The sequence below is a fragment of the Ruegeria hyattellae genome (genome assembly GCF_041537925.1).
GTDB lineage: Bacteria > Pseudomonadota > Alphaproteobacteria > Rhodobacterales > Rhodobacteraceae > Ruegeria_C.
In genome coordinates, this window is the sequence record NZ_JBGOSH010000005.1 from 409,992 (window position 1) to 433,664 (window position 23,673).

At 55.6% G+C, this 23,673-nt stretch carries 21 protein-coding genes and 2 pseudogenes; 14 read left to right on the top strand and 9 right to left on the bottom strand.

Features of this window, described 5'->3' with window-relative positions; all coding sequences use genetic code 11:
- Nucleotides 1–5: 5 nt before the first annotated feature.
- Entirely contained in the window at nt 6–1,205 is a 1,200-nt protein-coding gene (locus tag AB1E33_RS15320) for a polysaccharide biosynthesis/export family protein (RefSeq protein ID WP_372578132.1), read from the bottom strand.
- A 201-nt stretch (nt 1,206–1,406) separates the two neighbouring features.
- Between AB1E33_RS15320 and AB1E33_RS15325 the strand changes: the two genes are divergently transcribed.
- The 5 genes and pseudogenes from AB1E33_RS15325 to AB1E33_RS15345 form a co-directional block, all read left to right on the top strand.
- Complete coding sequence (locus tag AB1E33_RS15325) at nt 1,407–2,645, top strand: oligosaccharide flippase family protein (RefSeq protein WP_372578133.1); 1,239 nt, start codon at nt 1,407–1,409, stop codon at nt 2,643–2,645.
- 3 nt (nt 2,646–2,648) lie between these two features.
- A complete protein-coding gene (locus tag AB1E33_RS15330) occupies nt 2,649–3,572 on the top strand; it encodes a glycosyltransferase family 2 protein (protein ID WP_372578134.1) in 924 nt (307 codons plus the stop codon).
- Nucleotides 3,573–3,588: 16 nt separating this feature from the next.
- Complete coding sequence (locus AB1E33_RS15335; protein WP_372578135.1) at nt 3,589–4,572, top strand: glycosyltransferase family 2 protein; 984 nt, start codon at nt 3,589–3,591, stop codon at nt 4,570–4,572.
- Between the two features lie 49 nt (nt 4,573–4,621).
- Nucleotides 4,622–5,584, top strand: a complete 963-nt coding sequence (locus AB1E33_RS15340) for a glycosyltransferase (RefSeq protein WP_372578136.1) — start codon at nt 4,622–4,624, stop codon at nt 5,582–5,584.
- Nucleotides 5,585–5,878: 294 nt separating this feature from the next.
- A pseudogene (locus AB1E33_RS15345) lies at nt 5,879–6,070 on the top strand (IS5/IS1182 family transposase); the annotation flags it as partial.
- Between the two features lie 81 nt (nt 6,071–6,151).
- Here AB1E33_RS15345 and AB1E33_RS15350 read toward each other — a convergent pair.
- A complete protein-coding gene (locus tag AB1E33_RS15350) occupies nt 6,152–6,739 on the bottom strand; it encodes a TetR/AcrR family transcriptional regulator (RefSeq protein ID WP_372578137.1) in 588 nt (195 codons plus the stop codon).
- Between the two features lie 115 nt (nt 6,740–6,854).
- Here AB1E33_RS15350 and AB1E33_RS15355 point away from each other — a divergent pair, with 115 nt between their 5' ends.
- On the top strand, nt 6,855–7,451 hold the full coding sequence (locus AB1E33_RS15355; protein WP_372578138.1) for a YceI family protein: 597 nt from the start codon (nt 6,855–6,857) through the stop codon (nt 7,449–7,451).
- Nucleotides 7,452–7,469: 18 nt separating this feature from the next.
- Complete coding sequence (locus AB1E33_RS15360; protein WP_372578139.1) at nt 7,470–8,015, top strand: luciferase domain-containing protein; 546 nt, start codon at nt 7,470–7,472, stop codon at nt 8,013–8,015.
- Between the two features lie 724 nt (nt 8,016–8,739).
- On the opposite strand, the gene AB1E33_RS15365 is transcribed toward AB1E33_RS15360, so the two are convergent.
- A complete protein-coding gene (locus tag AB1E33_RS15365; RefSeq protein WP_372578140.1) occupies nt 8,740–10,407 on the bottom strand; it encodes an ABC transporter substrate-binding protein in 1,668 nt (555 codons plus the stop codon).
- Between the two features lie 337 nt (nt 10,408–10,744).
- A complete protein-coding gene (locus AB1E33_RS15370; protein ID WP_372578141.1) occupies nt 10,745–11,089 on the bottom strand; it encodes a hypothetical protein in 345 nt (114 codons plus the stop codon).
- Nucleotides 11,090–11,173: 84 nt separating this feature from the next.
- On the opposite strand from AB1E33_RS15370, the gene AB1E33_RS15375 reads away from it, so the two are divergent.
- Both AB1E33_RS15375 and AB1E33_RS15380 read left to right on the top strand, forming a co-directional pair.
- Nucleotides 11,174–12,742: a winged helix-turn-helix domain-containing protein gene (locus tag AB1E33_RS15375; protein WP_372578142.1), complete on the top strand. Its 1,569-nt coding sequence runs from the start codon at nt 11,174–11,176 to the stop codon at nt 12,740–12,742.
- 255 nt (nt 12,743–12,997) lie between these two features.
- Nucleotides 12,998–13,812, top strand: a pseudogene (locus tag AB1E33_RS15380) (IS5 family transposase).
- Between the two features lie 122 nt (nt 13,813–13,934).
- On the opposite strand, the gene AB1E33_RS15385 reads toward AB1E33_RS15380, so the two are convergent.
- Entirely contained in the window at nt 13,935–14,156 is a 222-nt protein-coding gene (locus AB1E33_RS15385) for a hypothetical protein (protein WP_372578143.1), read from the bottom strand.
- A 101-nt stretch (nt 14,157–14,257) separates the two neighbouring features.
- On the opposite strand from AB1E33_RS15385, the gene AB1E33_RS15390 reads away from it, so the two are divergent.
- Nucleotides 14,258–15,139 (top strand): LysR substrate-binding domain-containing protein, encoded by an 882-nt coding sequence (locus tag AB1E33_RS15390; protein WP_372578144.1) that lies wholly within the window; start codon nt 14,258–14,260, stop codon nt 15,137–15,139.
- A 702-nt stretch (nt 15,140–15,841) separates the two neighbouring features.
- Here the strand turns inward: AB1E33_RS15390 and AB1E33_RS15395 are convergent.
- Genes AB1E33_RS15395 through AB1E33_RS15410 form a run of 4 tightly spaced genes read right to left on the bottom strand, consistent with a single transcriptional unit; the run spans nt 15,842 to nt 19,672 of the window.
- A complete protein-coding gene (locus AB1E33_RS15395) occupies nt 15,842–16,753 on the bottom strand; it encodes a LysR family transcriptional regulator (protein WP_372578145.1) in 912 nt (303 codons plus the stop codon).
- A 15-nt stretch (nt 16,754–16,768) separates the two neighbouring features.
- Entirely contained in the window at nt 16,769–17,374 is a 606-nt protein-coding gene (gene leuD / locus AB1E33_RS15400) for a 3-isopropylmalate dehydratase small subunit (RefSeq protein ID WP_372578146.1), read from the bottom strand.
- A 1-nt stretch (nt 17,375) separates the two neighbouring features.
- Nucleotides 17,376–18,770 (bottom strand): 3-isopropylmalate dehydratase large subunit, encoded by a 1,395-nt coding sequence (gene leuC / locus AB1E33_RS15405; protein WP_372578147.1) that lies wholly within the window; start codon nt 18,768–18,770, stop codon nt 17,376–17,378.
- A complete protein-coding gene (locus tag AB1E33_RS15410) occupies nt 18,767–19,672 on the bottom strand; it encodes an alpha/beta fold hydrolase (RefSeq protein ID WP_372578148.1) in 906 nt (301 codons plus the stop codon). The genes leuC and AB1E33_RS15410 overlap by 4 nt, the downstream gene beginning before the upstream one ends.
- 169 nt (nt 19,673–19,841) lie before the next feature.
- On the opposite strand from AB1E33_RS15410, the gene AB1E33_RS15415 reads away from it, so the two are divergent.
- The 4 genes from AB1E33_RS15415 to AB1E33_RS15430 form a co-directional block, all read left to right on the top strand.
- Entirely contained in the window at nt 19,842–20,843 is a 1,002-nt protein-coding gene (locus tag AB1E33_RS15415) for a DctP family TRAP transporter solute-binding subunit (protein ID WP_372578149.1), read from the top strand.
- A gap of 69 nt (nt 20,844–20,912) precedes the next feature.
- Nucleotides 20,913–21,578, top strand: a complete 666-nt coding sequence (locus AB1E33_RS15420) for a TRAP transporter small permease (RefSeq protein ID WP_372578150.1) — start codon at nt 20,913–20,915, stop codon at nt 21,576–21,578.
- Nucleotides 21,578–22,996, top strand: a complete 1,419-nt coding sequence (locus AB1E33_RS15425; RefSeq protein ID WP_372578151.1) for a TRAP transporter large permease — start codon at nt 21,578–21,580, stop codon at nt 22,994–22,996. Before AB1E33_RS15420 ends, AB1E33_RS15425 begins: the two co-directional genes overlap by 1 nt.
- A gap of 331 nt (nt 22,997–23,327) precedes the next feature.
- Nucleotides 23,328–23,673: transposase (locus AB1E33_RS15430; protein ID WP_372578152.1), on the top strand; the 346-nt coding region annotated here is incomplete at its 3' end.

A 23,673-nucleotide genomic window follows, 5' to 3' on the forward strand; every position in this document is an offset into this window, starting at 1 on the left:
CCTGTCTACCGCAACAGGTTTACGACTCCGACAATACCAAGCAAACGCGCGATTTCCGTGATATTGGTGACCGTGCTATCATAACAGGCAAGCGCGTCTCCGGGCAGAAGATAGGGATCGTAATCATCCCGGTCCGCTCGGCGCAACAGATTTTCAATGTCCCGTTCAATAACCGCGGACGTGCCAGTTACCGGATTGCGAGTGAACAAGACTGCCGAACGATCCGCACTTGTGCTACGCGGCCCTCCGACACAATTCGCGTCGATCACAGCTTGCATATAGCGTGACCCATACGGAACTTCTCGCACGGTCTGACCGATTGCGGAGGCTGAATTGTTGCTGGCAGGTTGTGTTAGGTTTGACAAATACAAACTGACACCTGGCGGGCTGATCGGGCTGGGCCGCATCAGATCATCCTGAAAGCACCGGCGACTGGGCACAGTGACCTCGTCTCCGGTCAGGAGCATGATGTCGACCGCGTTTTGACCCTCAAACACGCCGCGCATGTCGAGACGGTAGACTTGACCACCACGGCGCACCTGAATGGCCGAGAGATCGGCATCTGGGCGCACACCGCCAGCGGCCCGCAAAGCGGCCGACAGATTGCGCCCCTCGGTCGACGCGCCAAGGGCCGTTTGCCTGCGGGTGTCCAAAAGATCACCCGGCACACCGCCAATTTCTACAGCACGCGGTTCAAAGACAGCTCCGGAAACGCCGACCGTCACCGATGCAAAATCTGCTGCGCGAACGGACACACGTGGAGGTTCTGTGTAGAAATCCTTTGCCAGCAGCTGTTGCACAATGTCGGCTTCGATCTGACCCGTGCTGCGCCCTTGAGCCCGGATTGGCGGCAGGAATGGCAGTTTCAACGTTCCATCGCGAGAAATCACGTAGTCTCCGTTAAAGGTCTCGTCGTCACCGACGCGCACATCAAGCAGATCGTTGCGCGTCAGGCGTTCACCCACTAGCGCATTGGCCGCAATCGTAGATCCTTTGCCGCCACTCCGGCCCAAAGGCAGGCAGGATTGCGCGTTCATCTCTGCAGAGCGCAGAAAATCAGCATTCGCACGCGACACATCAGGTTCGCGCCATTGGGCCTGGTAGGCCGTGCCTTCAGCGACTGGTTCAAGATTGTCCGGGCGACCATAGGCACTGCATGCGGTGCAAAACAGCAGCGTCAGGATCGCGCTTTTTGACGTGCTCATGATGTGCTGCTGCCTCAATCCTAGTTTTCCTCCCAGTTCTAAATGAGGAAGCGTGGCTGGTCCATGGGAACTCTGACAAGGGGGCTATCCAATGGGATATGTTGCGGCTCAAATGCACCCATGGGCTGCCCGGAGGGGGCCGAGACAGGCGCGCGCGGCCAACGTAGGTGTTGTTTCACGCAACCGCGAAAGCCCCGTGCCATGACTTTCGACCAGAACATTCGAACCTTTGCTGCAAACCTTGTGTCCTATGGGGCATCCGAGGTGGCCTCCAAAGCCTCGCGTCTTCTGGTCGTGATTGTGGTCGCGCGCACGCTGGACCTGATTGAGGTTGGCATAGCAGCGGCGGCGATGGCGGCGGCGGATATCCTGAAGTCCCTCACGGAAAATGGCGTGGTTCAGCGCATCATCGCCGCCAAAGATCGCGAACTTGAAGCAACATGCGCCACGGCCCACCGCATCTTTTGGGTCTGGTGCGTCTCTCTCTTTGTGCTTCAAGTCGCGGTCGCCGGGGTTCTTTACGCGATGGGTAGCAGCACAACGCTGGCCTTTCTTGTTTTGATCCTTGGGGCAGAATTTCTGTTCATGCCTGCTGGTCTTGTCCAGGTCGCGCTTGCCATGCGCGCGGGCAAACTGAAGCAAACCGCTGCGATTACGGGCACGCAAGTTGTGGGCGCGAACCTTATGGCAGCCGCCGTAGTGTTCATCTGGCCTTCCGCCATCGCACTCTTGCTACCACGTTTGCTGTCCGCCCCGATCTGGCTGGTGGCAGTCCGTCGCCTGCACCCTTGGTCGCGCGACACATCAGCAGGCTTTGCGTCGCTGCGCCCGTTCTTTGTCTATGGGCGATCCGTCCTAGGAACCGAACTGGTCAAGGCGATCCGGCTTCAGGCGGACAAGATTGTTGTTGGTCTGACGCTTGGTGGAGAAGCGTTGGGCCTGTACTTTATGGCGTTCAACGCTGGGCTCAGCCTGTCCAACGCGTTCACGATGGCCTTTGCGACCGTTCTGTTCCCAACGCTCAGCCGCTCGACCGATCAAGCACAGGCGTTGCGGCACAGCATCTGTATTGCGCTCTGCCTCATCACGCCGATCATTGTTTTGCAGGCTCTGGCAGCCCCAATTTACGTGCCGATCCTTCTTGGTCCGGATTGGGCGCATATCTCTGGGATCGTTTCCATCCTGTGCCTTGTTGCGATCCCGACAACGGTTTGGACCGCCACAGCCGGATGGCTACGCGCCAACAACCGCCCCGAGGTAGAGCTGATGGTCACGGTCGCGCTTGCGTTGGCCACGGTGGCAAACACCTTCGTGTTTGCGCCGTATGGCCTGTCCGCAGTGGCCACTGGCTACGCCTGCGTTACCACTGTGATCTTTCTCATTGCCGCGTGGCCCGGAATGCGTGCGGCCTTCTTTCCCAACCTTGTGCAGGAGGTTTGATCCATGCCTTGTTTTTCGATCATCGTTCCGTGCTTCAATGCAGAAGCAACCATCGTTGAAACGCTCGACAGTCTTAGTGAACAGACCCTCCCTGACTTTGAGATCATTTGTGTCGATGACGGCTCCACAGATGCGACGTGCGCATTGATCCTTGCAGCGCAAAAGCAAGACTCGCGTATCAGCCTTGCCCGTAACACTGGCAAAGGCCCGAGCGATGCACGCAACTTGGGAGCTCTCACGCTGGCGCAGGGTGAGATCATTGCGTTCTGCGATGCTGATGACCTTTGGGCAACGTCAAAACTTGCCTACCTGAATGTTGCTTTTCGATCCTCGTCTGTTGACGCTGCCTATTCTCAGGTCGCTTTTTTCGACGCCTGCCCAGAAAAGGCGACTACGTATTCAGAAGTGCCCGAAAGTGATTTGAAAGTTTCTCACCTTTTGGGAGAGAATCCGGTCTGCACCATGTCCAACCTTGCCGTCCGCCGCGAAGTGTTCGCAGACACCGGCGGGTTTGACGCTCAAATCGTCCACAACGAAGATCTCGAATGGCTAATCCGCCTCGTCGGTCAGGGCGCGCGCGTTGTCAGCATCGCAGATGCGTTGACTTACTATCGGCGCAACCATGGTGGATTGTCAGCGGATTTGCCGGCCATGGCCAAAGGCCGCGATGCCGCTTTGAAAACGGCGGCTCGGTTCGGGTTCCATCCGAGCAAAAAAGACGAAGCCGTCCACATGCGCTATCTTGCGCGCCGCGCCTTGCGTCTGGGTTACGGCCGTCTTGGAGCGGTGCGGTTTGCCATGCGCGGTCTGCTCTTTAGCCCAGTTGGCTTTTTCGCCCAGCCCCGTCGGGGCGCGCTGACACTCTTCGGCGCGTTGGTAGCCCTCGTGCTGCCACGCCGCGTCAATCACTTGCTTTTTTCCCGATAAACAAAGGATTTGCGAAATGCCCGTCGCCTCCATCATCGTTCCCGCTTTCAACGTTGAGAATACGCTCTCTGAAACAATCGACTCGCTGTTGCTGCAAAGCTTTGCCGACTTCGAAGTGATCATCGTCAATGATGGGTCCTCGGATAAGACCGCTCAACTCGCCGAAAGCCACCAAAGTGACCCGCGCGTTCGGGTCGTTCATCAGCGAAATCGTGGCCTTGCCGGGGCGCGCAATACAGGTATCGCTGCGGCAAAAGGCCAGTTCATCGGCTTTTGTGACGCAGACGACCTGTGGGAGCCAGAAAAACTGATTACACATGTCATCCATTTGCGTCGCAATCCAAATGTGGGCGTCAGTTATTCCGGTTCGGCTTTGATCGACGATGACGGAAACCTTCTCGAAACAGGGCAAAAGCCCAAGCTTGAAGGCGTGACCGCTGCGCATATCCTCAAACGCAATCCAGTTGGCAATGGGTCTGCACCGGTCATCCGGCGCGATGTTTTCGAGGCGATCGCATATCGCCCGACGCATGAAACCGAACGCGATTGGTACTTCGATGAAACGCTCCGCCAGTCCGAAGACATCGGATGCTGGCTGCGTATTGTCATTACCACGCCTTGGGTCTTCGAAGGTGTCCCTGGGCTTCTGACACATTACCGCATTTCCCGCGGCGCTTTGTCGGCGAACACGGACCGTCAATTCGCCACTTGGCAACAGATGATCGACAAGCTCACCCCGCATGCCCCCGCACTCTTTGCCAAACACACCGCTGCTGCACGCGCCTACCAACTGCGCTATCTCGCTCGCCGTGCCATTATTGATCGCGATGCAGATCGAGCGTTGTCCTTGGTGAAATCCACGTTCACACAGTCGTTGCGACCGCTTATCGAAGAACCGGTTAAGAGCGGCATCACCATTCTTGCAGCGATCTTTCTCTACGCAGGTGGCAGCCTTGCGCTTGATCTTCTGTCGTCAGCCAGGGCCCAAAAAGATGCATAGCCGACCGACTGTTTTACATTTGATCGACGACACGACCGCGGGTGGGGTGATGCGTGTGCTCGATTACATAAAGACATCGCCTGAGATGGCGGAATTGGCAGAACACCGCTTTGAAAGCGTTAAACGTGGCCGCGTCAGCCTGCGCCGATACGATTGTGATGTCATCGTCTCCCATCTTGCGATCTCATGGCAGACGCTACCCGCGCTTTTTGCCATTCGGATGGCCAATCGCGTTAGGCGATATGTGCATGTGGAACACAGTTACACGGAAGGCTTCGTTCATCATAACGTTCCCAACCTCCGTCGCTTTCATGCGTTGCTTCGCCTTGGGTTTTCTATGTTTGATACGGTGGTCGCCGTCAGCCATGCGCAGTGCGACTGGCTAAAACGCGCACGCCTTTGTCCAGAACGCAAACTCATTGTGATCCGTTCCTGTGTGGATCTGACGGCGTTTGAAATACTGAAGCCCACACGGCGAACCCCCAAAGTGATCGGGGCCATCGGTCGGCTGGATCGTCAAAAAGGCTTCGATACCTTGATACAAGGTTTTCGAGCAATTCCTGCCGACGACGTCGCCTTGCACATTTATGGAACCGGTGACGAACTGGAAGCGCTTCAAACTCTCGCAAATGGCGACCCACGCATTCAGTTCAAAGGTTTCTCTCAAGACCCTGTACAGATATACGCCGAAGTGGATGTTGTCGTAGTCCCGTCGCGTTGGGAGGCTTACGGGCTTGTCGCCGTCGAATCACTATGCGCCGGTCGAAGCGTGTTGTGCGCGGACGTTGATGGGCTGAAAGACCATCGCGAGTTCGGCGCAATGTTCCTGGAAGACCCGTCTGCGCATTGCATTGGACTCGCCTTACGGGAGATCCTTTCCGAAACGGACATCAAAACATGCAATGGACAAAAGCATATCAGAACCACTGCAGAAGCTGCGTTTCACAGGGATTGGAAAACGCTATTGGAATTTCGGAATACAGTTCGCAATGAAACAGGTGTTATGACTTGATACGAGAGGCGGATTGTAAGCGAAAAATTTCAGAAAGCCTGAAATTAAATAATTGCCAAACACGGAATTGCGGAAGCTTCGAGCTCCACTGTAGAGAACAGATGTGTCTGCTCATGGCATTCAGGTTGACTGTATCTATTGGCGCGCAAATTCAAAAAATCACGCACTGCCAATGTCCGCTTCGCCATCATGCACTCAACAGATTTTCGAACGCAGCTTAACTTTAACAATCCCGGTGCAAATGGGGTCAGTTTCCCGGTGCAAGAATGGTCAGTATGGTTGGGAGTTAGCTGCGCGCTGTGGCGAAGATTGACCGGGTATCACCGCTGAAGCCGCGTCGAAACGAAGATGCATTGCGTGAAGCTGATGGGCCAAAGCCTTATGGCGAGGGACTTCGACCGGCAGGTCGCGGACCTCCAAATCCGCGTCACCGTCCTCAACCGCTACACCGCCCTCGGAATACCTGTCACAGGGGCCGTAGGATAAGTCCGTCCGGGGATAGGCGAAGCACGCTCTTCACCGGATTTGTGCAACAAAGCTAGCGCAACCAGAAAAGTATCGCTCAAATTAGTCTGGTGAAGGGTTTTCTGCCAGTCGACAAATCATCTCCACATGTGTCTCAAGCCAGTCAGGATCAAGCGGTTCTCCCAGCACCAGCTTTCTGAAATAGGGGCCAGCGATGGCCAATTCGACGAGGGTACGGACGTGGACGTTTGACTTAAGTTCACCACGTCCTTCAGCAGCTTTGAAAATCGCTTCGACGCTGACAATACGATCCTCCATAAACTCACCTATGACCAGGCGCGCTTGGGGGTCCGTTGACGCCGCAGCAATCACTTGTGGCGCGATCTGCCCCCAAGGCGTATCGGACAAGGCGCTCACCAAGATGCTCAACAGCCAAGTCAAATCAACACGCAAGGGGCCATCTGTTTTGGGTGTAACTTTTGCGGAGCTCGCAGCGCGTTTGAACGCGTCATTGCGCAGATGTTCAATTTTGGGCCAGTGACGGTAAAGCGTGCTGCGCGAAATTCCTGTCGCCTTGCCGACCGATCCATGCGTGACGGCTAAAACCCCATCTGCCTGTAAGATAGCCAACGCTGCATCCAGCGCTTGCGCCCGGGTTGCAATCAGTCTGGGATCTTGTGTGTCTGTCATTTGATTGCCTGCTATAGAACATATTGTTGCGCTGCGATACACTTTGTTTTACAAAGGTTCAGCCACGCTGACCACAGCGCTAAAAATCTTTATCAAAGCAATACGGAGATCACCAATGTGCAAATTTCTCGCAACTACGGCCACAGCCTTGTCGTTTTTGGCCTCAAGCTCTGTTTTGGCGGATGGATATTCGGGAAAATATGCTCTGGATCCGGGCCACAGTCAGGTCGTATTTACCTACAACCACATTGGGTTCTCGCGCACATTTGGGATGTTCGGTGGCTTTGAAGGGGAAATCCTGTTTGACGAAGAAAGCCCCGCAGCCTCGTCGGTCAATGTTTCAATACCGGTCCTGACCATGATCACTGGCTGGGAAGCGCGCAAGCAACACTTTATGTCTGACGACTTTTTCGGGGCCACAGAAAGCGATGTTGTGAGCTTCTCGTCTACCGGTATTGAAGTGACCGGGGACAACACCGCCAAGATCTCAGGAGATTTGGAGATGAACGGTGTGACGAAACCTGTCGTTCTGGAAACTACGTTGAACAAAACCGCGCCTTATCCATTTGGCCCAAAAGAGGGCACGCCAACCTTGGGGTTTGAAGCCAAAGCAACCATTGTTCGCTCCGACTTTGGCGTCGGTGCCTTTGCCCCCGCAGTGAGTGACGAAATCGCCATCATTATTTCGATCGAAGCCCTCAAATCAGAATAGAAAGCTATGAGAGGCCATATGCCAAACCCTTTGAGCGTTCTATTGCCATTGCTTGCGGTATTCTTTGCTTTTGCGGCACTGCCTGCTGTGGCGCAGGAGCCGCCCCTGCCACAACGCGAGTCGCCCCGGCCAGAAACGACAAATGGCGTGCCCCATGTGCAACTTGGTGTCAAAGCTGACCCGGAACTCACGGACGACCTGCTGCGCGGCGTTGCTGGATTTCCCAGTGTCAGACTTGGCCCAACGCGGGTCTCTCTGCCGGGGGCGGTGGGTTTCCAACTGGACGCTGACATTGCGCTTGCGCAACCCAATGCCATAGTTGGCGGGCGCGAGTTTGCCCATGTGCATCCGGATGGCAGCCTTCACGCATCGCTCGACCCTAACATCGCCCGCCGTGCCATTGCGGCGGGCTGGGCGACTGCACATCCCTGGGCAAACCAACGGCAAGGTTGGGAGGGTTTCGTCATGATCTATACACCTACCACCGAGGAAGAGCTGGCCGTCGTGATCCAATTAGTTCAAAGCTCATATACCTACATCACCGGACAAACCTTGCCAAAATGAACGTATGACTAAAGCCTTGACCGGTAAATCAGATAAAATGGCCTCCGGTTTCCCGGGCATCTCTTTGATTACATTGCGACGCCTGTCTTCGGGCGCGCGGTCGATGACCGCCATCCGCAAAAGCCTCATAACCTGAAGGTCGTAGGATAAAATCCTACTCCCGCAACCAAAATAAACAAACATATACAACACGTTAACAGCCACCTTCGGGTGGCTCTTCGCGTTCCGCAATCCGCAATGGAAGCACTGTGGAAGCAAGCGGGGCGAAGTCAGGCTGTGGCGGAAACGCAACGCAAGCTGCTTTCACACCAAAACGACTCCCTCTGAGTTAATTCGACATCAAGGTCGGCTTCGCGGACAAAGCCGCCAGATGCAAACGCGGCATTGGTTATCGTAAATCCCCGAATAAAACTTCCAACGCAGCAAATGCACCGCCGCGTTACAGCGTGAATTCCCAAGAGCAGGCATTCAAGATAGTTTCTGTAGCTCATAATAAAGCAACCCGTTCGCAGATGTCTGCTTGCCAACATATCTCGACCAAGTGCAATTCGACTTGTTCTGCATTCGGCCAATCTCAGACAACCACCAACAACATTTCTGCACCAACGCCCAGTCTTCGTAAATAAATGCAGTGTCATGCTTCTTGTGCCGGCTATGACAGTACTCATTCTTAAATCACGCCTTATGCCCCCTCCGCGAGAAGGCGGTAAGCTGGCAATTAGTGTCAGTTGTCCAGCCAGATTTTGTCTATGTGAATTTCAAAAGTCGGATGCATACCCATGCCCTTCACATACGACCGATTGTGATTGTAAAGTGAACGCCAATACGGCTGTGTCACGACCCCTTCCGCCAGCATGACTTTCTCCAATTCGGTCATGATGCCCCGGCGTTTGTCCGCGTTCGGAGTTGCCAGGGCAATCGCCAAAAGGCGGTCGAACTCGGCATTGTTGAAACCCGTTTCGTTCCAGGCTTCTCCAGACCGATATGCAAGCGCGAAGATTTGAACGCCGAGCGGGCGCATATTCCAGTTGGTCGAACTGAATGGGAACCTTGCCCAATCATTCCAGAAGGACGCGCCGGGAATGACGGTGCGCTTGACTTTGATACCCGCGTCTCGCAATTGCGCTGCCATGGCATCGGCTGTGTTCTTGCGCCAGTCGTCGTCAATCGAGATCAACTCATGCTCAAAGTCTTCCATCCCAGACTCTTTCAGAAGCGCCATTGCTCCTGCCGGGTCATAGGGCAACCGGTCCACTTCGGCATATTCAGGATGGATTGGGCAGACATGATGGTTCTGAGCGGGGATACCCAGCCCATTGACACCGAGTTCCAGCAAGACTGTGTTATCAACCGCCATAGATAGCGCGCGCCGCACGCGTGGGTCAGAATAAGGTCTCTTTCCCTCCACTTCAGCGAGTTGATTGGGCCGGATGACAATGGTTGCCGCCGTTACCGCTTCGTTCTGCTCCAGGTCCAGCCCGGTCAGCAAGGCGACGAAATCGCCACTGGATTCAAAATTCGCGTCGATTTCTTCGGATTCATAGCTTGATAAGAGGACCGCCGGATCTGTTCCCACATCGATGTATTCGATCCGATCCAAATAAGCCCCGTTGCCTTCGTTCCACCATCTGTGCCCCTCTTTGCGAACAAGTACCGCCTTCACTCCAACCTCGTGGCTTTCAAGAGTGTAGGGGCCTGTGCCCATCGGGGAACGGAACGGATCCACGCTTCCTTCGCTGGAATGTACGATTGCCGCCGGATAGTCAGCCATCCCAGCGATCAACGTAATATCCGGTTTGGGCAGGTTCAGGCGAACTGTTAAATTGTTGACGACCTCAATGACCCCATCAGCAGCGACACCGGTATCGGGGTCAATAAGTGTTCCAAACCGGCCAGCCATCGAGTTGCCTTCGGCATCCTGTTCGCACCAGCGAGCAATGTTATAGGCCACGTGATCGGCAGTCAGCGTATCACCGTTATGCCAGGTCACGCCTGGACGCACTTTCAGAATGTAGGTTTTTGCGTCTTCACTGATTTCCCAACTTTCCAGAAGCATCGGTTCAAAGGTGCACGCATGCGTGTAGCGTACAAGATATTCCAGCCAGCCACGACTGATGTTGGCCAGCGGGCTACCATCATAGGAACGTGGGTCCTTTCCAGCGCTTACAACCATCCCGATCCGGATCGTTCCTCCGATCCTGGGCACTTCGGATGCTTGCGCTGGAGCACAGATGCCCAACATCCCATAAGCGGTTGAGGTTGTGGCTCCGAATGTTGTCGCCATGGCAAGAAATTCGCGTCGGCTGGCAGCGTCTTTTTTACATCTTTCATCCAAAGCGGAGTCTTCGATGCGTGTTGGTAGAGTGTCGCTAGCTGATGTGTAGAATTTCATGATCTCCTCACGTGACTGACGAGCATTGTAGACGATAATCAGAATTTTTGGGGACTTGAATTTCGTTTCACATTCGAAATGAACCACTAATCTGAGAATGCGCGATGAGCAGACTTGCATGAGCAAGTGCGTCGAATAACGCGGTCACGGAGATCTGGCACTAGCAATTACTGACCTTCATGTTCGGTACAGCGTCAGGCAGTATAGGCGCGGGCGCGGGAAAATTTCGGCATTTTTGGCTTCCGCCCCAGAGGTCAAGCCATTCTCTTCATACATTCTATGAATTTATTTGGCGGAAGGCCGTTCAGGCCTCTATTGCCTTGCGAATAGTTTGGCATCAAAAACCGGCAATGATGTCGTTATAGGACACCGGAACGAACAGGTATTTGATCCTTTTTTGAGTTGCAAAGTTGATCGCGCGACTAGTGTCCATGTCGGGCGTTGCGGCACTGCGAAGGCAAAGGTGGAAGGTCGTACCCACGGCTTCAACAATCCGCGCATCTCCGTGACTAAGTTGGGTTTGCATGCTGCGCACGTAGTAGCCATCAGGATTTGGCATCACATCATCTAGCGCGGCAACTTCGTTTATGTGGTCCTGCCCACAAAGCCCGCTTATCATCGACTCAGCGTGGGCAGTGCCGGTTAGCATGCACAGTGCAATTATTGGTGCAGAAACGTTCATTGTGTTATCCTCCAAGTGTATTGTGGCCCACTCATTGCGACGACCCATCGAATTGAACGGGGCAGCCAGTAGGAACAATTGGACATGTCAGCTGGTGAATTGTCCCGAAACGGGTCCGAAATTGAGACGAAATCACAACAGATACTCTCTCTCGGAGATTTCATATTTGATCCGGCATTGCCGGGACTGGCCGATGCGTCTGGAGAACCGGTCGACCTTCGCAGCCAAAGTCTTGCTGTGTTGTGTCTTTTGGCTGCTCAGGTCGGGAGGGTCGTAAGCAAGGACAACCTGATTGACTCAGTCTGGGGCGAAACTTTTGTTACTGATGACAGTCTTGTTCAATGCATCTCGGACATTCGCCGTGCCATTTGTGATCGGGATCACAAGGTGATCCAGACCCTGCCACGACGCGGCTATCGGCTCAATTCGGGCCGCGCTACGCCACATCTTCCAGCCCTTGCCTTGCCCGATCTGGCGGGACGTCGGGCGATTGCTGTCCTGCCGTTCACTAACTTGAACGACAATCAAGAGCAGACGTTTTTTGCCGAGGGACTAAGCGAAGATCTCATTGCGCGCTTGTCGATGGTACGAGCGCTGACAGTTTTGGCAGTGCCATCACGTTTTACGTTTGGCGGAGATTTCATCCGCGCCGAGAACGCGGACGCTGAATTTGAGCCCGAGTTCCTGATCAAAGGCACAGTACGGCGGGCGGGTGACAAGGTTCGAGTAACGGTTCAGCTGTTGGACAACAGCAACGGTGCCATTGTTCTATCGAGACGCTATGACCGGCGTGTGTACGACATCTTCGAAATTCAGGACGATCTAGTCGGTGAAATTATCGCGGAAACCCAGGTTGCGCTTACCGATGGCGAAGTTGCGCACTTGGCCGTTCGGCAGACGCGAAGTGTTCAGGCTTGGGAGTATTTTCATCAAGGCCTGCTGGAGCACATCAAATACAGGCCTGAGTCTTTTCAGGCTGCCCGTCGCATGTATCGCAGGGCGCTGGACATTGACCCCGAATATTTTGATGCGATGGTTGCCGACGCCTGGGCACTTTGGATGGATGCGCGCTCGTCAATTGATGCCAGTCAGGTTGACGCTCTGCGCGAATGCAGGGTTCTGGTTGATGCGCTGATCTCACGATGGCCGAACCGTCCTGACACCCTTCACCTGGATGCGGTGCTTTTGATGATGGAGGGCGAGCATGAAGCAGCTGAAAAGCGGGCCGATCAAGGGCGCAACGCGGGCCGAAGCTATTTGTGGGGATATGCAATTGTGCATATCTACGGCGGAAGCGTAAAAAAGGCGACGGAGCTTTTTGCAGAACGTATCAACTCGTCGCTCGTGCTCCATGACGATGCACTGTTCCATTATGCCCTTTGTTTGACTTTGATGGGTGAATACGAACAAGCGATCATTCTGGCGGAAGAATATCGGTTGCGGGTGCCCGCGACGGTTTACGGCTATACTTTATTGGCCACGGCTCAGGGCATGGCTGGCCAATCCGAACTGGCTGCCCAAACAGTTGCGGCCATGCGCCAAACCCATCCGAGATTCACTCTCGCAATGTTTCGTCAGCACGAACCGTATCGTGACGCTGAAATCCTGAAACGCATTACTGGCCTGCTGCGAAAAGCAGGCATTCCGGATTGACCTTATTAGAATTCTTATTGCTGAGCCGGATGTATTTCCAATGAAGAGTAGTATTCATTTGCCACCATTAGTGGTCTCCCCACCTTATGAAATGTTGTTGGATTTCGGCTAACACTATTGTTCTGTCCCCTATGGGCCCCAATGCTTTTTAACGATTGCTAATCCATGGATCCAACATAGGCGTTTATGCAGGCTTTGTTGCACCAATTGGGTGATGGGATTCATGTTATGAATCCAGTGTGGTAGCTGACAGCCATGAGCAGCTGGACACCGACGACTTACAAAACCAAGAATTGGTCAGACTACAACGCAGCCCTAAAGCGACGAGGTTCGCTGTCGATCTGGTTTGACGCTTCAATGGCGTGGGATGCGACGCCATCTGGTCGACGGGGCCGTCAACAGGCGTATAGTGATGCGGCGATACAAGCCTGTCTGACGATCAAAGTGCTGTTTGGTTTGCCCTTAAGGCAGACGACGGGGTTTGTCGAAAGCCTCCTGGCATTGGCCGGGCTGAACTGGAAGGTGCCAGACTTTAGCACCTTGTGTCGACGACAGAAGACCTTGCCGGTTGCCATTCCCTATCGCGGCTCAGCGGGGCTGTTGCACCTTCTGATAGACAGCACAGGCATCAAGGCGGAGGGCGAAGGAGAGTGGAACGCACGCAAGCATGGTGGCCCCAAACGCCGGATTTGGCGCAAGATACACATCCACTGCCCGGCAGGCGATTGCAAAGCAATCTGCCGAGAGGGGAATCGATGAGGAAACACGAGAGATACGTGCCGTCGAGGTCACGACCAGCAATGTGGGGGACGCGCCTATGCTGCCCGAGTTGCTGAACCAAATTCCACCCAATCAGGTAATCGGCTCGGTTGCGGCGGACGGTGCGTACGACACACGCAAATGTCACGAGGCGATTGCGGTTAGAGACAAAGATGCACGGTATGAAACTGTTGGGCCAATCCGTCATGGCCCGGGACTTCGACAGGCAGGTAGCGGAAATCCAAATCCGCATCGCCGACCTCAACTCTTACACCGCTCTTGGCATGCCCTTGACTGTGGCCACAGGATAAGTCCGTCCGGAGAAAGGGGAAGTGCACCCATTCCCCGATTTGTCAACAAAGCCGGTCGCGGACGAAGCTGGCATTGGATTACCATTGGAACATCGTGGATTTTGGGCCTCCACCCAAAGAAACTATCGGATCAATGGCGCTCTTTTCATCCTGGTTTCTTCCAGTTCGTATTCGTCCAGCCCGGCATCGCGGCGCAGTCGCGCGCTCAGGTTGAGAGCTGTAGTTTCTGATTGAAATGCAGAACAAAGGACACTCAGGAACCCACGGCCAAGACTGGCCAAACCGGAGAACCGCGTGACCTGCGATCCAAAGTCCTCGAAACTATGTTCATCTGCGAAATCCATTTCGGTCTCCCTTCCAGTTAGCAGACAGACTGCATTGGCGCCGCCACAGCGCACAATCGCCGTTCCTTGACATCCATTGTTCCAAAAAGTCACAAAGGAGAATGCCGAGATCGCTACCACCACTAAACGCATTGCGTGCCTTTGAGGCCGCAGGCCGACTAGGCAGTTTCACCAAGGCCGCTCTAGAGCTCAATGTGTCCCATTCCGCTATTTCTCGCCACGTTCGCGGACTTGAGAAACGACTCAATGCCCACCTATTTCGCACCAAGAACACCGGTGTGGCGCTGACAGATCAAGGTGCAGGCTATCTCGCAGAAATCACTCCGGCTCTTGACTGGATTGCCGAAGCAACCGAGGCACTTTCTGACCCGCCGGAAGGCTCGGTGACGCTGACCACAGAAAGTACAATTGCGCAGAAATGGCTGGTGCCCAGACTTGCCAATCTAAAAGCGCGCCACCCTGAGGTCGATTTGCGGCTCTCGGTTGCCACCCAGGTTATGGACATCGATGCGCATGACTTCGATATGGGGCTTAGATACCTGCGTTCCGATCCGCCCCCAGGCTATGATCTTCTCTTTCCTTCCATAGCCCGGGCATATGCTGCGCCCGGCTTCGCTCCGTCCAAAAACGAGGAACTGGATTTGTTGGCACTGGCAAACGGCCCACTCATTGAGGAGGCAACATTCCGTTTTTGGCCGGAGTGGTTCGAGAAAGCAGGCCTTAAGCAAGTCCCCGAACTTGATCTGCCCCACCCGCTTGGGGCCCTACTTGCCATACAATCGGCCGTCGCCGGCCTCGGTGCGGTATTGATGGATGCCCATCTGTGCGAGCCAGAACTCAATTCGGGTGCCCTCGTGGAAATCTCACCCGTACAGGTCCCATTTGGAGGCTACTATCTCGCGGTAAACAGCCGGGCGAAACGCCGAAAGGCAGTTCAGGCCGTCCGCAAATGGCTGCTCGATGAATGCGCCCATCCCGATTGACAACAGCAGTATTCACCACCCCGGCATCCAGTTCAGGTCATTGACCTTTGCGCAGCTTTCGAAACGTCACGGAAATCGGATAAATCGACAGAAGGAAATGTTGGCGGCTATGGGCTGAGGCTGTGTGAAAACTCCGACCGTCCGGCGCTATAGGGCAAAAACGCCCTTTATGTGCGTTCTCTCGCGCTTCTGAGAGAGCTTTTGCACAGGTGCTGAAAACGAGCGCGACGAGAGAGATCATGGGCCAGAGTTTTCACACACCCTCGGCTCAAAGCCGCCGAATGCCAGCGCAGCATGCACCGGTACTGGGCCCACGCGAGAGCGACTGTCTGCCAAGATCGTCAAACTCTTGATTTTCCGTTGCTTGGCCCGATCCGTTGCCGTTCGCCAGAAGACAGCTGTCGTTCGTTTCGACAGCGGCGAAACGGGGCTTCGAGCCCAAAGTGTTTGATGCCGCAGTACGCACGAACGGCCATAGTCCGTAGATTACTACCATTAGTGTATGGGCGAGGGATCCAAGCCAGACTTCACGAACGGCCCAAACTCGCCGGATCGCCGCCAGCACTTTCGCCGATGCGTTTCGCCCCTTTGCATAGTATTCCGATATATACACTTCAGGCGAGCGCCGGAGCCATTTCAAGGCGCTCGGATCTGTTCTGTTTTAGTAGCCGAATGCTTCGGTCGATCCCAATCGGGATCGTGTCACTGACCCGCCCCGTCGGGGTGCAGGCCCGAGGAGACGTCTTTGACCACGTACACGAACTCGTCCACCATTTTCGAGTTCCCCGCCGACCGTCGCGCGACGTAGAGTTCGATGCGTTGGCCTTCCGTCTGATACGGTATGCAACTCAAATGAGGGGGGGCGAGGGCACGAATCCACGCGGGTGCCAGCCCGATGCCAACCCCGTGCGCCACCAGCTGCAACATGGTGGATTTGTCGATGACCTCGCAGGCGATGTCCGGTTGCCACCCATGGGCGCGATAGCTGTTCCAGAGCAGGTCGTGAAGGATCGGGCGGGCGTGTTTTGGAAATCCGATAATTGGGTGATCCCGGATATCCGCCGCTGACAGCGATCCCCGGCCCGCAAGTTCGGACGTGGCGGGCAAAACCACGACAGCATCCTGCTGGTACAAAAGATCCGCTTTCAGAAACTCGTCCTCAGGAGGTTTTCGCACAAAAGCGATATCGGTGCGGTGATTTACAAGCTCTTGCGTATGGTAATCCGAGGACGAAATCTCAAGAATGTCTACATGCACCGAAGGTTGCCGTTTGCGGAATTCCATCAGCGCAGGCGGCAACAGCATCGAGATCGCCTCATCAACGCCGCTGACCCGCAACGTTTTCAGCCCGCTGTCTGCCGTGTGCCGGGCTTTGGAAACGGATTTGTCGATATCCGCCAGAATACGCTTGGCGTCGCGCAGGAACTCGGATCCGGCCTGTGTCAGGCTGACCTGCCGGGTTGTCCGAAAGAACAGGGCAAAGCCCAACTCGTGTTCCAGCGCAGAAATACGGTCAGACAAAGCTGGCTGACTAAGGCCAAGGCGTTCGCCCGCCTTTCGAAAATGCAACTCTTCGGCAACGGCCACAAAGCACTGAAGTTGGCGAAATTCCAAGGCAACCTATCCCGACTACTGTATGACGCGCACCCGTTGCTGATCGCCCAGACCGCTTTCATATTTTCGGATCGCTCCCGCGAATTCCAGCGAGTTCAGGGTGTCGTCGCGCCCCTCAAGATGGGCGGTCTGCGTCGCGTCGTCCATATCAAACGGCAGCTCTGCCTCGCCGTGTCTGATGACTCGCTTTTCAATATCAATCGTGTAGCTGGCGCCATCCTCGTGCGACGCCGCCTGTATCAACTGATCGCGGACCGCGTGGCTAACGATGGGCAAGGCAAGGCCGTTCTTGCGCGCATTGTCATAGAAAATGCCCGCAAAGCTGGTGCCGATGATGCCCAGAATACCCAGTTGAACTAGCCCCCAGACCGCGTGTTCCCGGCTGGACCCGCAGCCGAAATTATCGCCGACAACCAATATTCTCGCCTCGTGCCACGGGTGTGTGTTCAGCACAAAATCCGCGCGCGGCGTATCATCGTCGTGAAAGCGCAGATCGGCGAATGTGCCATCCGCCAGCCCTTCGCGCGTGATGGTGATCAGAAAGCGTTTGGGCATGATCACATCGGTATCGACATTGGCAAGCGGCAGGGCGGCGGCGAGCCCATGAACAGCTTTTGGCATCTTATTCCGCTCCTTCGCTCAGGAATTCGCGGACATCCGCGATACGACCATGGATGGCGGCGGCGGCCACCATTTCGGGACTCATCAAATGGGTGCGTGCCCCGCGGCCCTGCCGACCTTCGAAATTGCGGTTGGTCGAGGACGCAATCCGCTCGCCATCCATGGCGACATCGTCGTTCATCGCAAGGCACATCGAACAGCCGCTTTCCGGGCGCCAGTCAAAGCCCGCTTCCTTGAACACCCGGTCGATCCCCTCAGCCTCGGCCTGTAGGCGGGTATAGGTCGAGCCGGGCACGACGATGGCATTTACCGACCCGGCGACCTTTTTACCTTTCAGGATTGTGGCAGCGGCGCGCAGATCCTCGATACGGCTGTTGGTGCACGAGCCGATAAAGGCGCTGTCGATCTCGATATCGGTTATCGCCTGACCCGCTTTCAGGTCCATATAGTCCAACGCCCGGTTCAGCGCCTCGCTTGCCTTGGGCGTCATCCCTTCGGTCTCGGCGGGGACTGAGCCGTCGACGGGAACCGACTGATCCGGGCTGGTGCCCCAACTGACAAGCGGGGCAATGTCGGCGGCGTCAATCTCGAACATCGTGTCATATTCCGCGCCCGCGTCCGAATTCCAGGCCAGACCGCCAAAATCCAGCGTGCCGCTATGCGCGCGCCCCTTTATTTTATCAAGCGCCTTTTGGTCAGCCCCGATCAGGGCGGCCCGTCCGCCCAACTCGACCGCCATGTTGCAGATCGTCATCCGCCCGGACATTTCCTGAACGCGGATGGCCGAGCCGGAAAACTCAACGGCATAGCCATTGGCACCGCCCGCACCGACCACCTGAACGACCTTCATGATTATGTCCTTGGCGGTCACACCGGGTGCAAGGTCGCCATCGATATTGACCAGCATGGTCTTCAGTCGCTTATAGCGCAGGGTTTGCGTTGCCAGCACATGTTCAACCTCGGACGTGCCGATGCCAAAACCAAGCGCTCCGAAGGCCCCATAGGTCGTGGTATGGCTGTCGCCGCAGGCAATCAACATCCCCGGCGCAACAAGCCCCTGTTCGGGGACAACAACATGCTCAATGCCCTGGCGGCGGTCGCCCAGGCCATAAAAGGCGATGTTGTGCTTTTCACAATTGGCTTCCAGATTGTCGATCAGTAGCTTGGAGGCCTCATCATGCGGATCGCGCTGCCGTGTGGCATTCACGTGATCAACTACCGACAAATGAGCCTCGGGTCTCCAGACGGAAAGCCCCTTCTGATTCAGCCCTGAAAACGCTTGCGGGCTGGTGTATTCGTTCATGATGTGGAAATCGACATAGATCAGCATGTCGCCGTCAGGCAGGTCGCAAACCTTATGTGCGTCCACCAGTTTATCGTAAAGCGTCCTGCTCATTCGGCAGCATCCTTCTGTTCACTCTGGCGCAGGAAAAACGCGCGCATTCGGCTCGCAATTTCGTCCGGAATCTCTTCGGCCATGTAATGCGTGGCATCGAGGGCCTCGCCCTCGACCCGGTGGGCCCGCGCTTGCCACAGCGCCATCGCGTCGAAACAGGTCTCGATCACCCCGCGCTTGGCCCATAGGACCATCAACGTTTGTTCAACTTTTTGCTCGTTATCCTGATCGTCATGTTCGATGTCGATGGTCGCCGCGGCGCGGTAATCTTCGCACGCGGCGTGGATAGCCTCGGGCGTGCTGAAGGCGGTGATGTACTCGTCGAGCGCCGCGGGGATAAAGGGATTTTCGCCCTTCGCTTGATTGAAGCATTTCAATTTCCAGAACTGCGCTGGATCATTGCCGATGATCTGTTCCGGGATGGGGTGCTTTTGAATCAGAAAGAACCAGTGCCAATAGGTGCGCGCAAATTCCATTGAGGTATCCCGGTACATTTCGCGCGTCGGTGCGATGTCAAGCAGGACCATCGCCTGGACATTCTGCGGATGATCCAGCGCCATGCGATGGGTGACGCGTGCACCGCGATCATGGGCACCGACCAAAAACGCCTCATGCCCCATCTGAGACATGACTGAGACCATGTCCTTTGCCATTTCACGTTTCGAATAGGGCGCATGTCGATCATCTGAGGCGGGTTTGGATGACCGGCCATATCCGCGCAGGTCAGCGCAGATGACATGGAACTGATCGGTGAGCTGCGGGGCAATAGCATGCCACATGGCCGATGTCTGCGGATAACCGTGCAGCAGCAAAAGACCCGGATTACCGGGGTCGCCACCATGGCGAACAAAAATCTCCTGCTCGCCGACATTTAAAGTCAGTTCCTCGAAATCCAGAAACATGCCAGTGCGCTCCGCTAGATCGATTGGTTATTCAAGATAGCCGACTTTTTCGATGTTATTAATCGGATCTACTAATTAATTCTTCCGAAAAATCATCACCGCTCAAGCATGTAGTCTCGATCCGCATGTTTATTCAGGTCAGACCGGCCTGACTGCAAGGGAGGAAGCTATGAAGTTCTGGAAGACATCAAGTCTGGTCGTTGCGCTTGTCACCGGTGCAGGTGCGGCCTTTGCCGCCTGTGATCCCGGCGAAGTCGTCATCAAGTTCAGCCACGTCACCAATACTGACAAACACCCCAAAGGCATCGCGGCAACACTGCTGGAACAGCGCATCAACGATGAGATGGACGGAAAAGCCTGTATGGAGGTCTTTCCGAACTCAACCCTCTACAATGACGACAAAGTGCTTGAGGCGCTGTTGCAGGGCGATGTGCAGTTGGCAGCGCCGTCGCTGTCGAAATTCGAGAAATTCACCAAGAAATTCCGCATCTTCGACCTGCCGTTCCTGTTCAAGAATATCGAGGCGGTCGATGCATTCCAAACCTCGGACGCCGGGCAAGCCCTGCTGGATTCGATGCAGCGTCGCGGCCTTCAGGGGCTGACCTTCTGGCACAACGGCATGAAGCAGATGTCGGCCAATGTCCCGCTGGTTACACCGGTTGATGCGGATGGGTTGAAATTCCGGGTCATGTCCTCGGACGTGCTGGTGGCGCAGATGGAGGCTATTGGCGGCAGCCCGCAGAAAATGGCCTTTTCCGAGGTCTACGGCGCACTTCAGCAAGGTGTTGTCGACGGTCAGGAAAACGTCTGGTCCAACATCTACGGCAAGAAGTTCTTCGAGGTGCAGGACGGCATCACCGAGACCAATCACGGCATCATCGACTATCTGGTCGTGACGTCGGTGGACTGGCTGGACAGCCTGGATCCCGAAGTGCGTGATCAGTTCCTGACCATTCTGGGCGAGGTAACGGCGACCCGTAACTCGGAATCCTACGCTGTGAACCAGAAAAACCGTCAGGCAATTCTGGAGGCGGGCGGAACCATTCGTACGCTGACAGATGAAGAGCGCGAGGCCTGGGTCGTCGCCATGCAACCGGTATGGGAGCAGTTCTCGGGCGATATCGGTCAAGACTCCCTCGACGCGGCAGTTCAGATCAACTCTGGCTTCTGAATCACTCGGAGCGGGCAGGACATTCCTGCCCGCTCTCTGTCAAGTAAGCTGCTGTTGGGAGGGTAGGCTATGGCCGACAAGCACTCGTTCACGGACCGGATCGAAGAGACTTTGATCGCCGGTATTCTGGGTCTGATGACCGCACTGACATTTGCCAACGTCGTTGCCAGATATGTCTTTGATTCAAATATCCTTTGGGCTTTGGAAATGACGGTTTTCCTATTCGCCTGGCTGGTATTGCTGGGGTCGTCTTATGCGGTGAAAAAACACGCGCATCTGGGGGTCGATCTGGTGGTTAACATGCTGCACGCAGACGCCCGAAAATGGCTGGCTTTGACCGCTGCCGCTGTTTGTGTCGCCTTCTCGCTTCTGATGCTGAAAGGGTCGTGGGACTACTGGGCCAACTTCGCCAACCTGCCTGCCACCGAAGGGCGCTGGTTCCCACTCGGATTCGAACAGGACTACCGCGAAAAGGGCTGGTACGAGACCAACGACATCCCGATGCCCGGTATCCTCGCCTGGATGGCAGACACCTTCAACGAGGGCGAGGCCTACGAAAAGATCCCGCGTTTTCTGCCCTATATCGTGCTGCCGGTGTCGATGGCCTTGCTATTGCTGCGGTTTGTTCAGGCCACCTTCAGCATACTGAACGGCAAGATGGATCGGCTCGTGGCCAGCCACGAGGTTGAAGATGAACTGGCTGAAATTGAAGCCAAGAACGCGGAGGCGAAATAATGGAAGTCGTCCTTCTCTTTGCAATGGTCATCGGCTTACTGATGATCGGTGTCCCAATTGCAATCTCGCTCGGGATGTCATCCATCCTGTTTTTGCTCTGGTTTTCAGACAGTTCACTGGCATCGGTCGCGCAAACGCTGTTTGCCGCATTCGAAGGCCACTTTACCCTGCTGGCGATTCCGTTTTTCATACTCGCCTCGGCCTTCATGACGACAGGCGGCGTGGCGCGGCGGATCATCCGCTTCTCGATTGCATGTGTGGGCCATTTCCCGGGCGGCCTCGCGATTGCGGGCGTGTTTGCCTGTATGCTGTTTGCCGCGCTTTCAGGTTCATCGCCAGCCACGGTGGTTGCCATCGGCACAATCGTGATCAGTGGTATGCGGCAGGTCGGATACTCCAAGGAATTCGCCGCCGGTGTGATCTGTAACGCTGGTACGCTGGGCATCCTGATCCCACCCTCCATCGTGATGGTGGTCTATGCCGCCTCGGTCGAGGTCTCGGTGGGCCGGATGTTCCTTGCAGGTGTCATTCCGGGGCTGTTGGCCGGTGTGATGCTGATGGTCACCATCTACGTCATCGCCAAGATCAAGAACCTGCCCAAGGGCGAGTGGAAGGGCTGGGGCGAAGTTTTCCAGTCGGGCCGTGAGGCCGGTTGGGGCCTGTTCCTGATCGTGATCATTCTGGGCGGTATCTATGGCGGCATCTTCACGCCTACCGAAGCCGCCGCTGTGGCTGCAGTCTATGCCTTCTTCATCGCCACCTTTGTCTACAAGGACATGGGGCCGCTGGCCGCTCCCAAAACCCGCAGCCTGTCGGCCGCCGCGGTGATCGAAGACGCGCCTGCCGGCACTCGCGTTCCCCTGAATAACAAGCCCTGGGCAGTGGTCACCGCGATTGTGCATCCGGACACTCAAAAGACTCTGTTCGATGCGGGGAAACTGACTGTGACGCTGCTCTTTGTGATCGCCAACGCGCTGATCCTGAAACATGTGTTGACGGACGAGCAAATCCCGCAGCAGGTCGCCAATGCGATGCTGTCGGCGGGCTTCGGGCCGGTGATGTTCCTAGTGGTCGTCAACATCATCCTGCTGATCGGTGGTCAGTTCATGGAACCCTCGGGCCTCTTGGTCATCGTGGCACCGCTGGTGTTCCCGATTGCCATCGAGCTGGGCATCGATCCGATCCATCTGGGCATCATCATGGTGGTGAACATGGAGATCGGCATGATCACCCCGCCAGTGGGCCTGAATCTCTTCGTCACGTCGGGCGTTGCCGGAATGCCGATGATGAGCGTGGTCAAGGCAGCCCTGCCGTTCCTGGCCGTGCTGTTCGTGTTCCTGATCATCGTCACCTACGTTCCGTTCCTGTCTACATTCCTCCCCAACACGTTCATGGGACCGGAAATCATAACCCAGTGATGCGCTATGCGCTGGCGGCATCTGTCGTCAGCGCATTTTGTTCAAGATAATGGGATTTGCTCGGCTATTGTGTTTCTGCCGGGCAACAAAGCCGGCGATGCCGTTGCCCGGGGGTGAGGGTTTTGGTGGTGATGCTGGGAGTGGCTCAGTCGAATAAGCCGGCTCAGCTTCCGCTTTATGTGCAGGCCGATTCTTACGGTTGTTGTGAAGCGAACATAGCGGTTGTTTATACTAAACCAACCAAGGTCCGTTTTTTTTGCGCATCTCGGCTTTGTTGCACCAATTGGGTGATGGGATTCATGTTATGAATCCAGCGTGGTAGCTGACAGCCATGAGCAGCTGGACACCGACGACTTACAAAACCAAGAATTGGTCAGACTACAACGCAGCCCTAAAGCGACGAGGTTCGCTGTCGATCTGGTTTGACGCTTCAATGGCGTGGGATGCGACGCCATCTGGTCGACGGGGCCGTCAACAGGCGTATAGTGATGCGGCGATACAAGCCTGTCTGACGATCAAAGTGCTGTTTGGTTTGCCCTTAAGGCAGACGACGGGGTTTGTCGAAAGCCTCCTGGCATTGGCCGGGCTGAACTGGAAGGTGCCAGGCTTTAGCACCTTGTGTCGACGACAGAAGACCTTGCCGGTTGCCATTCCCTATCGCGGCTCAGCGGGGCTGT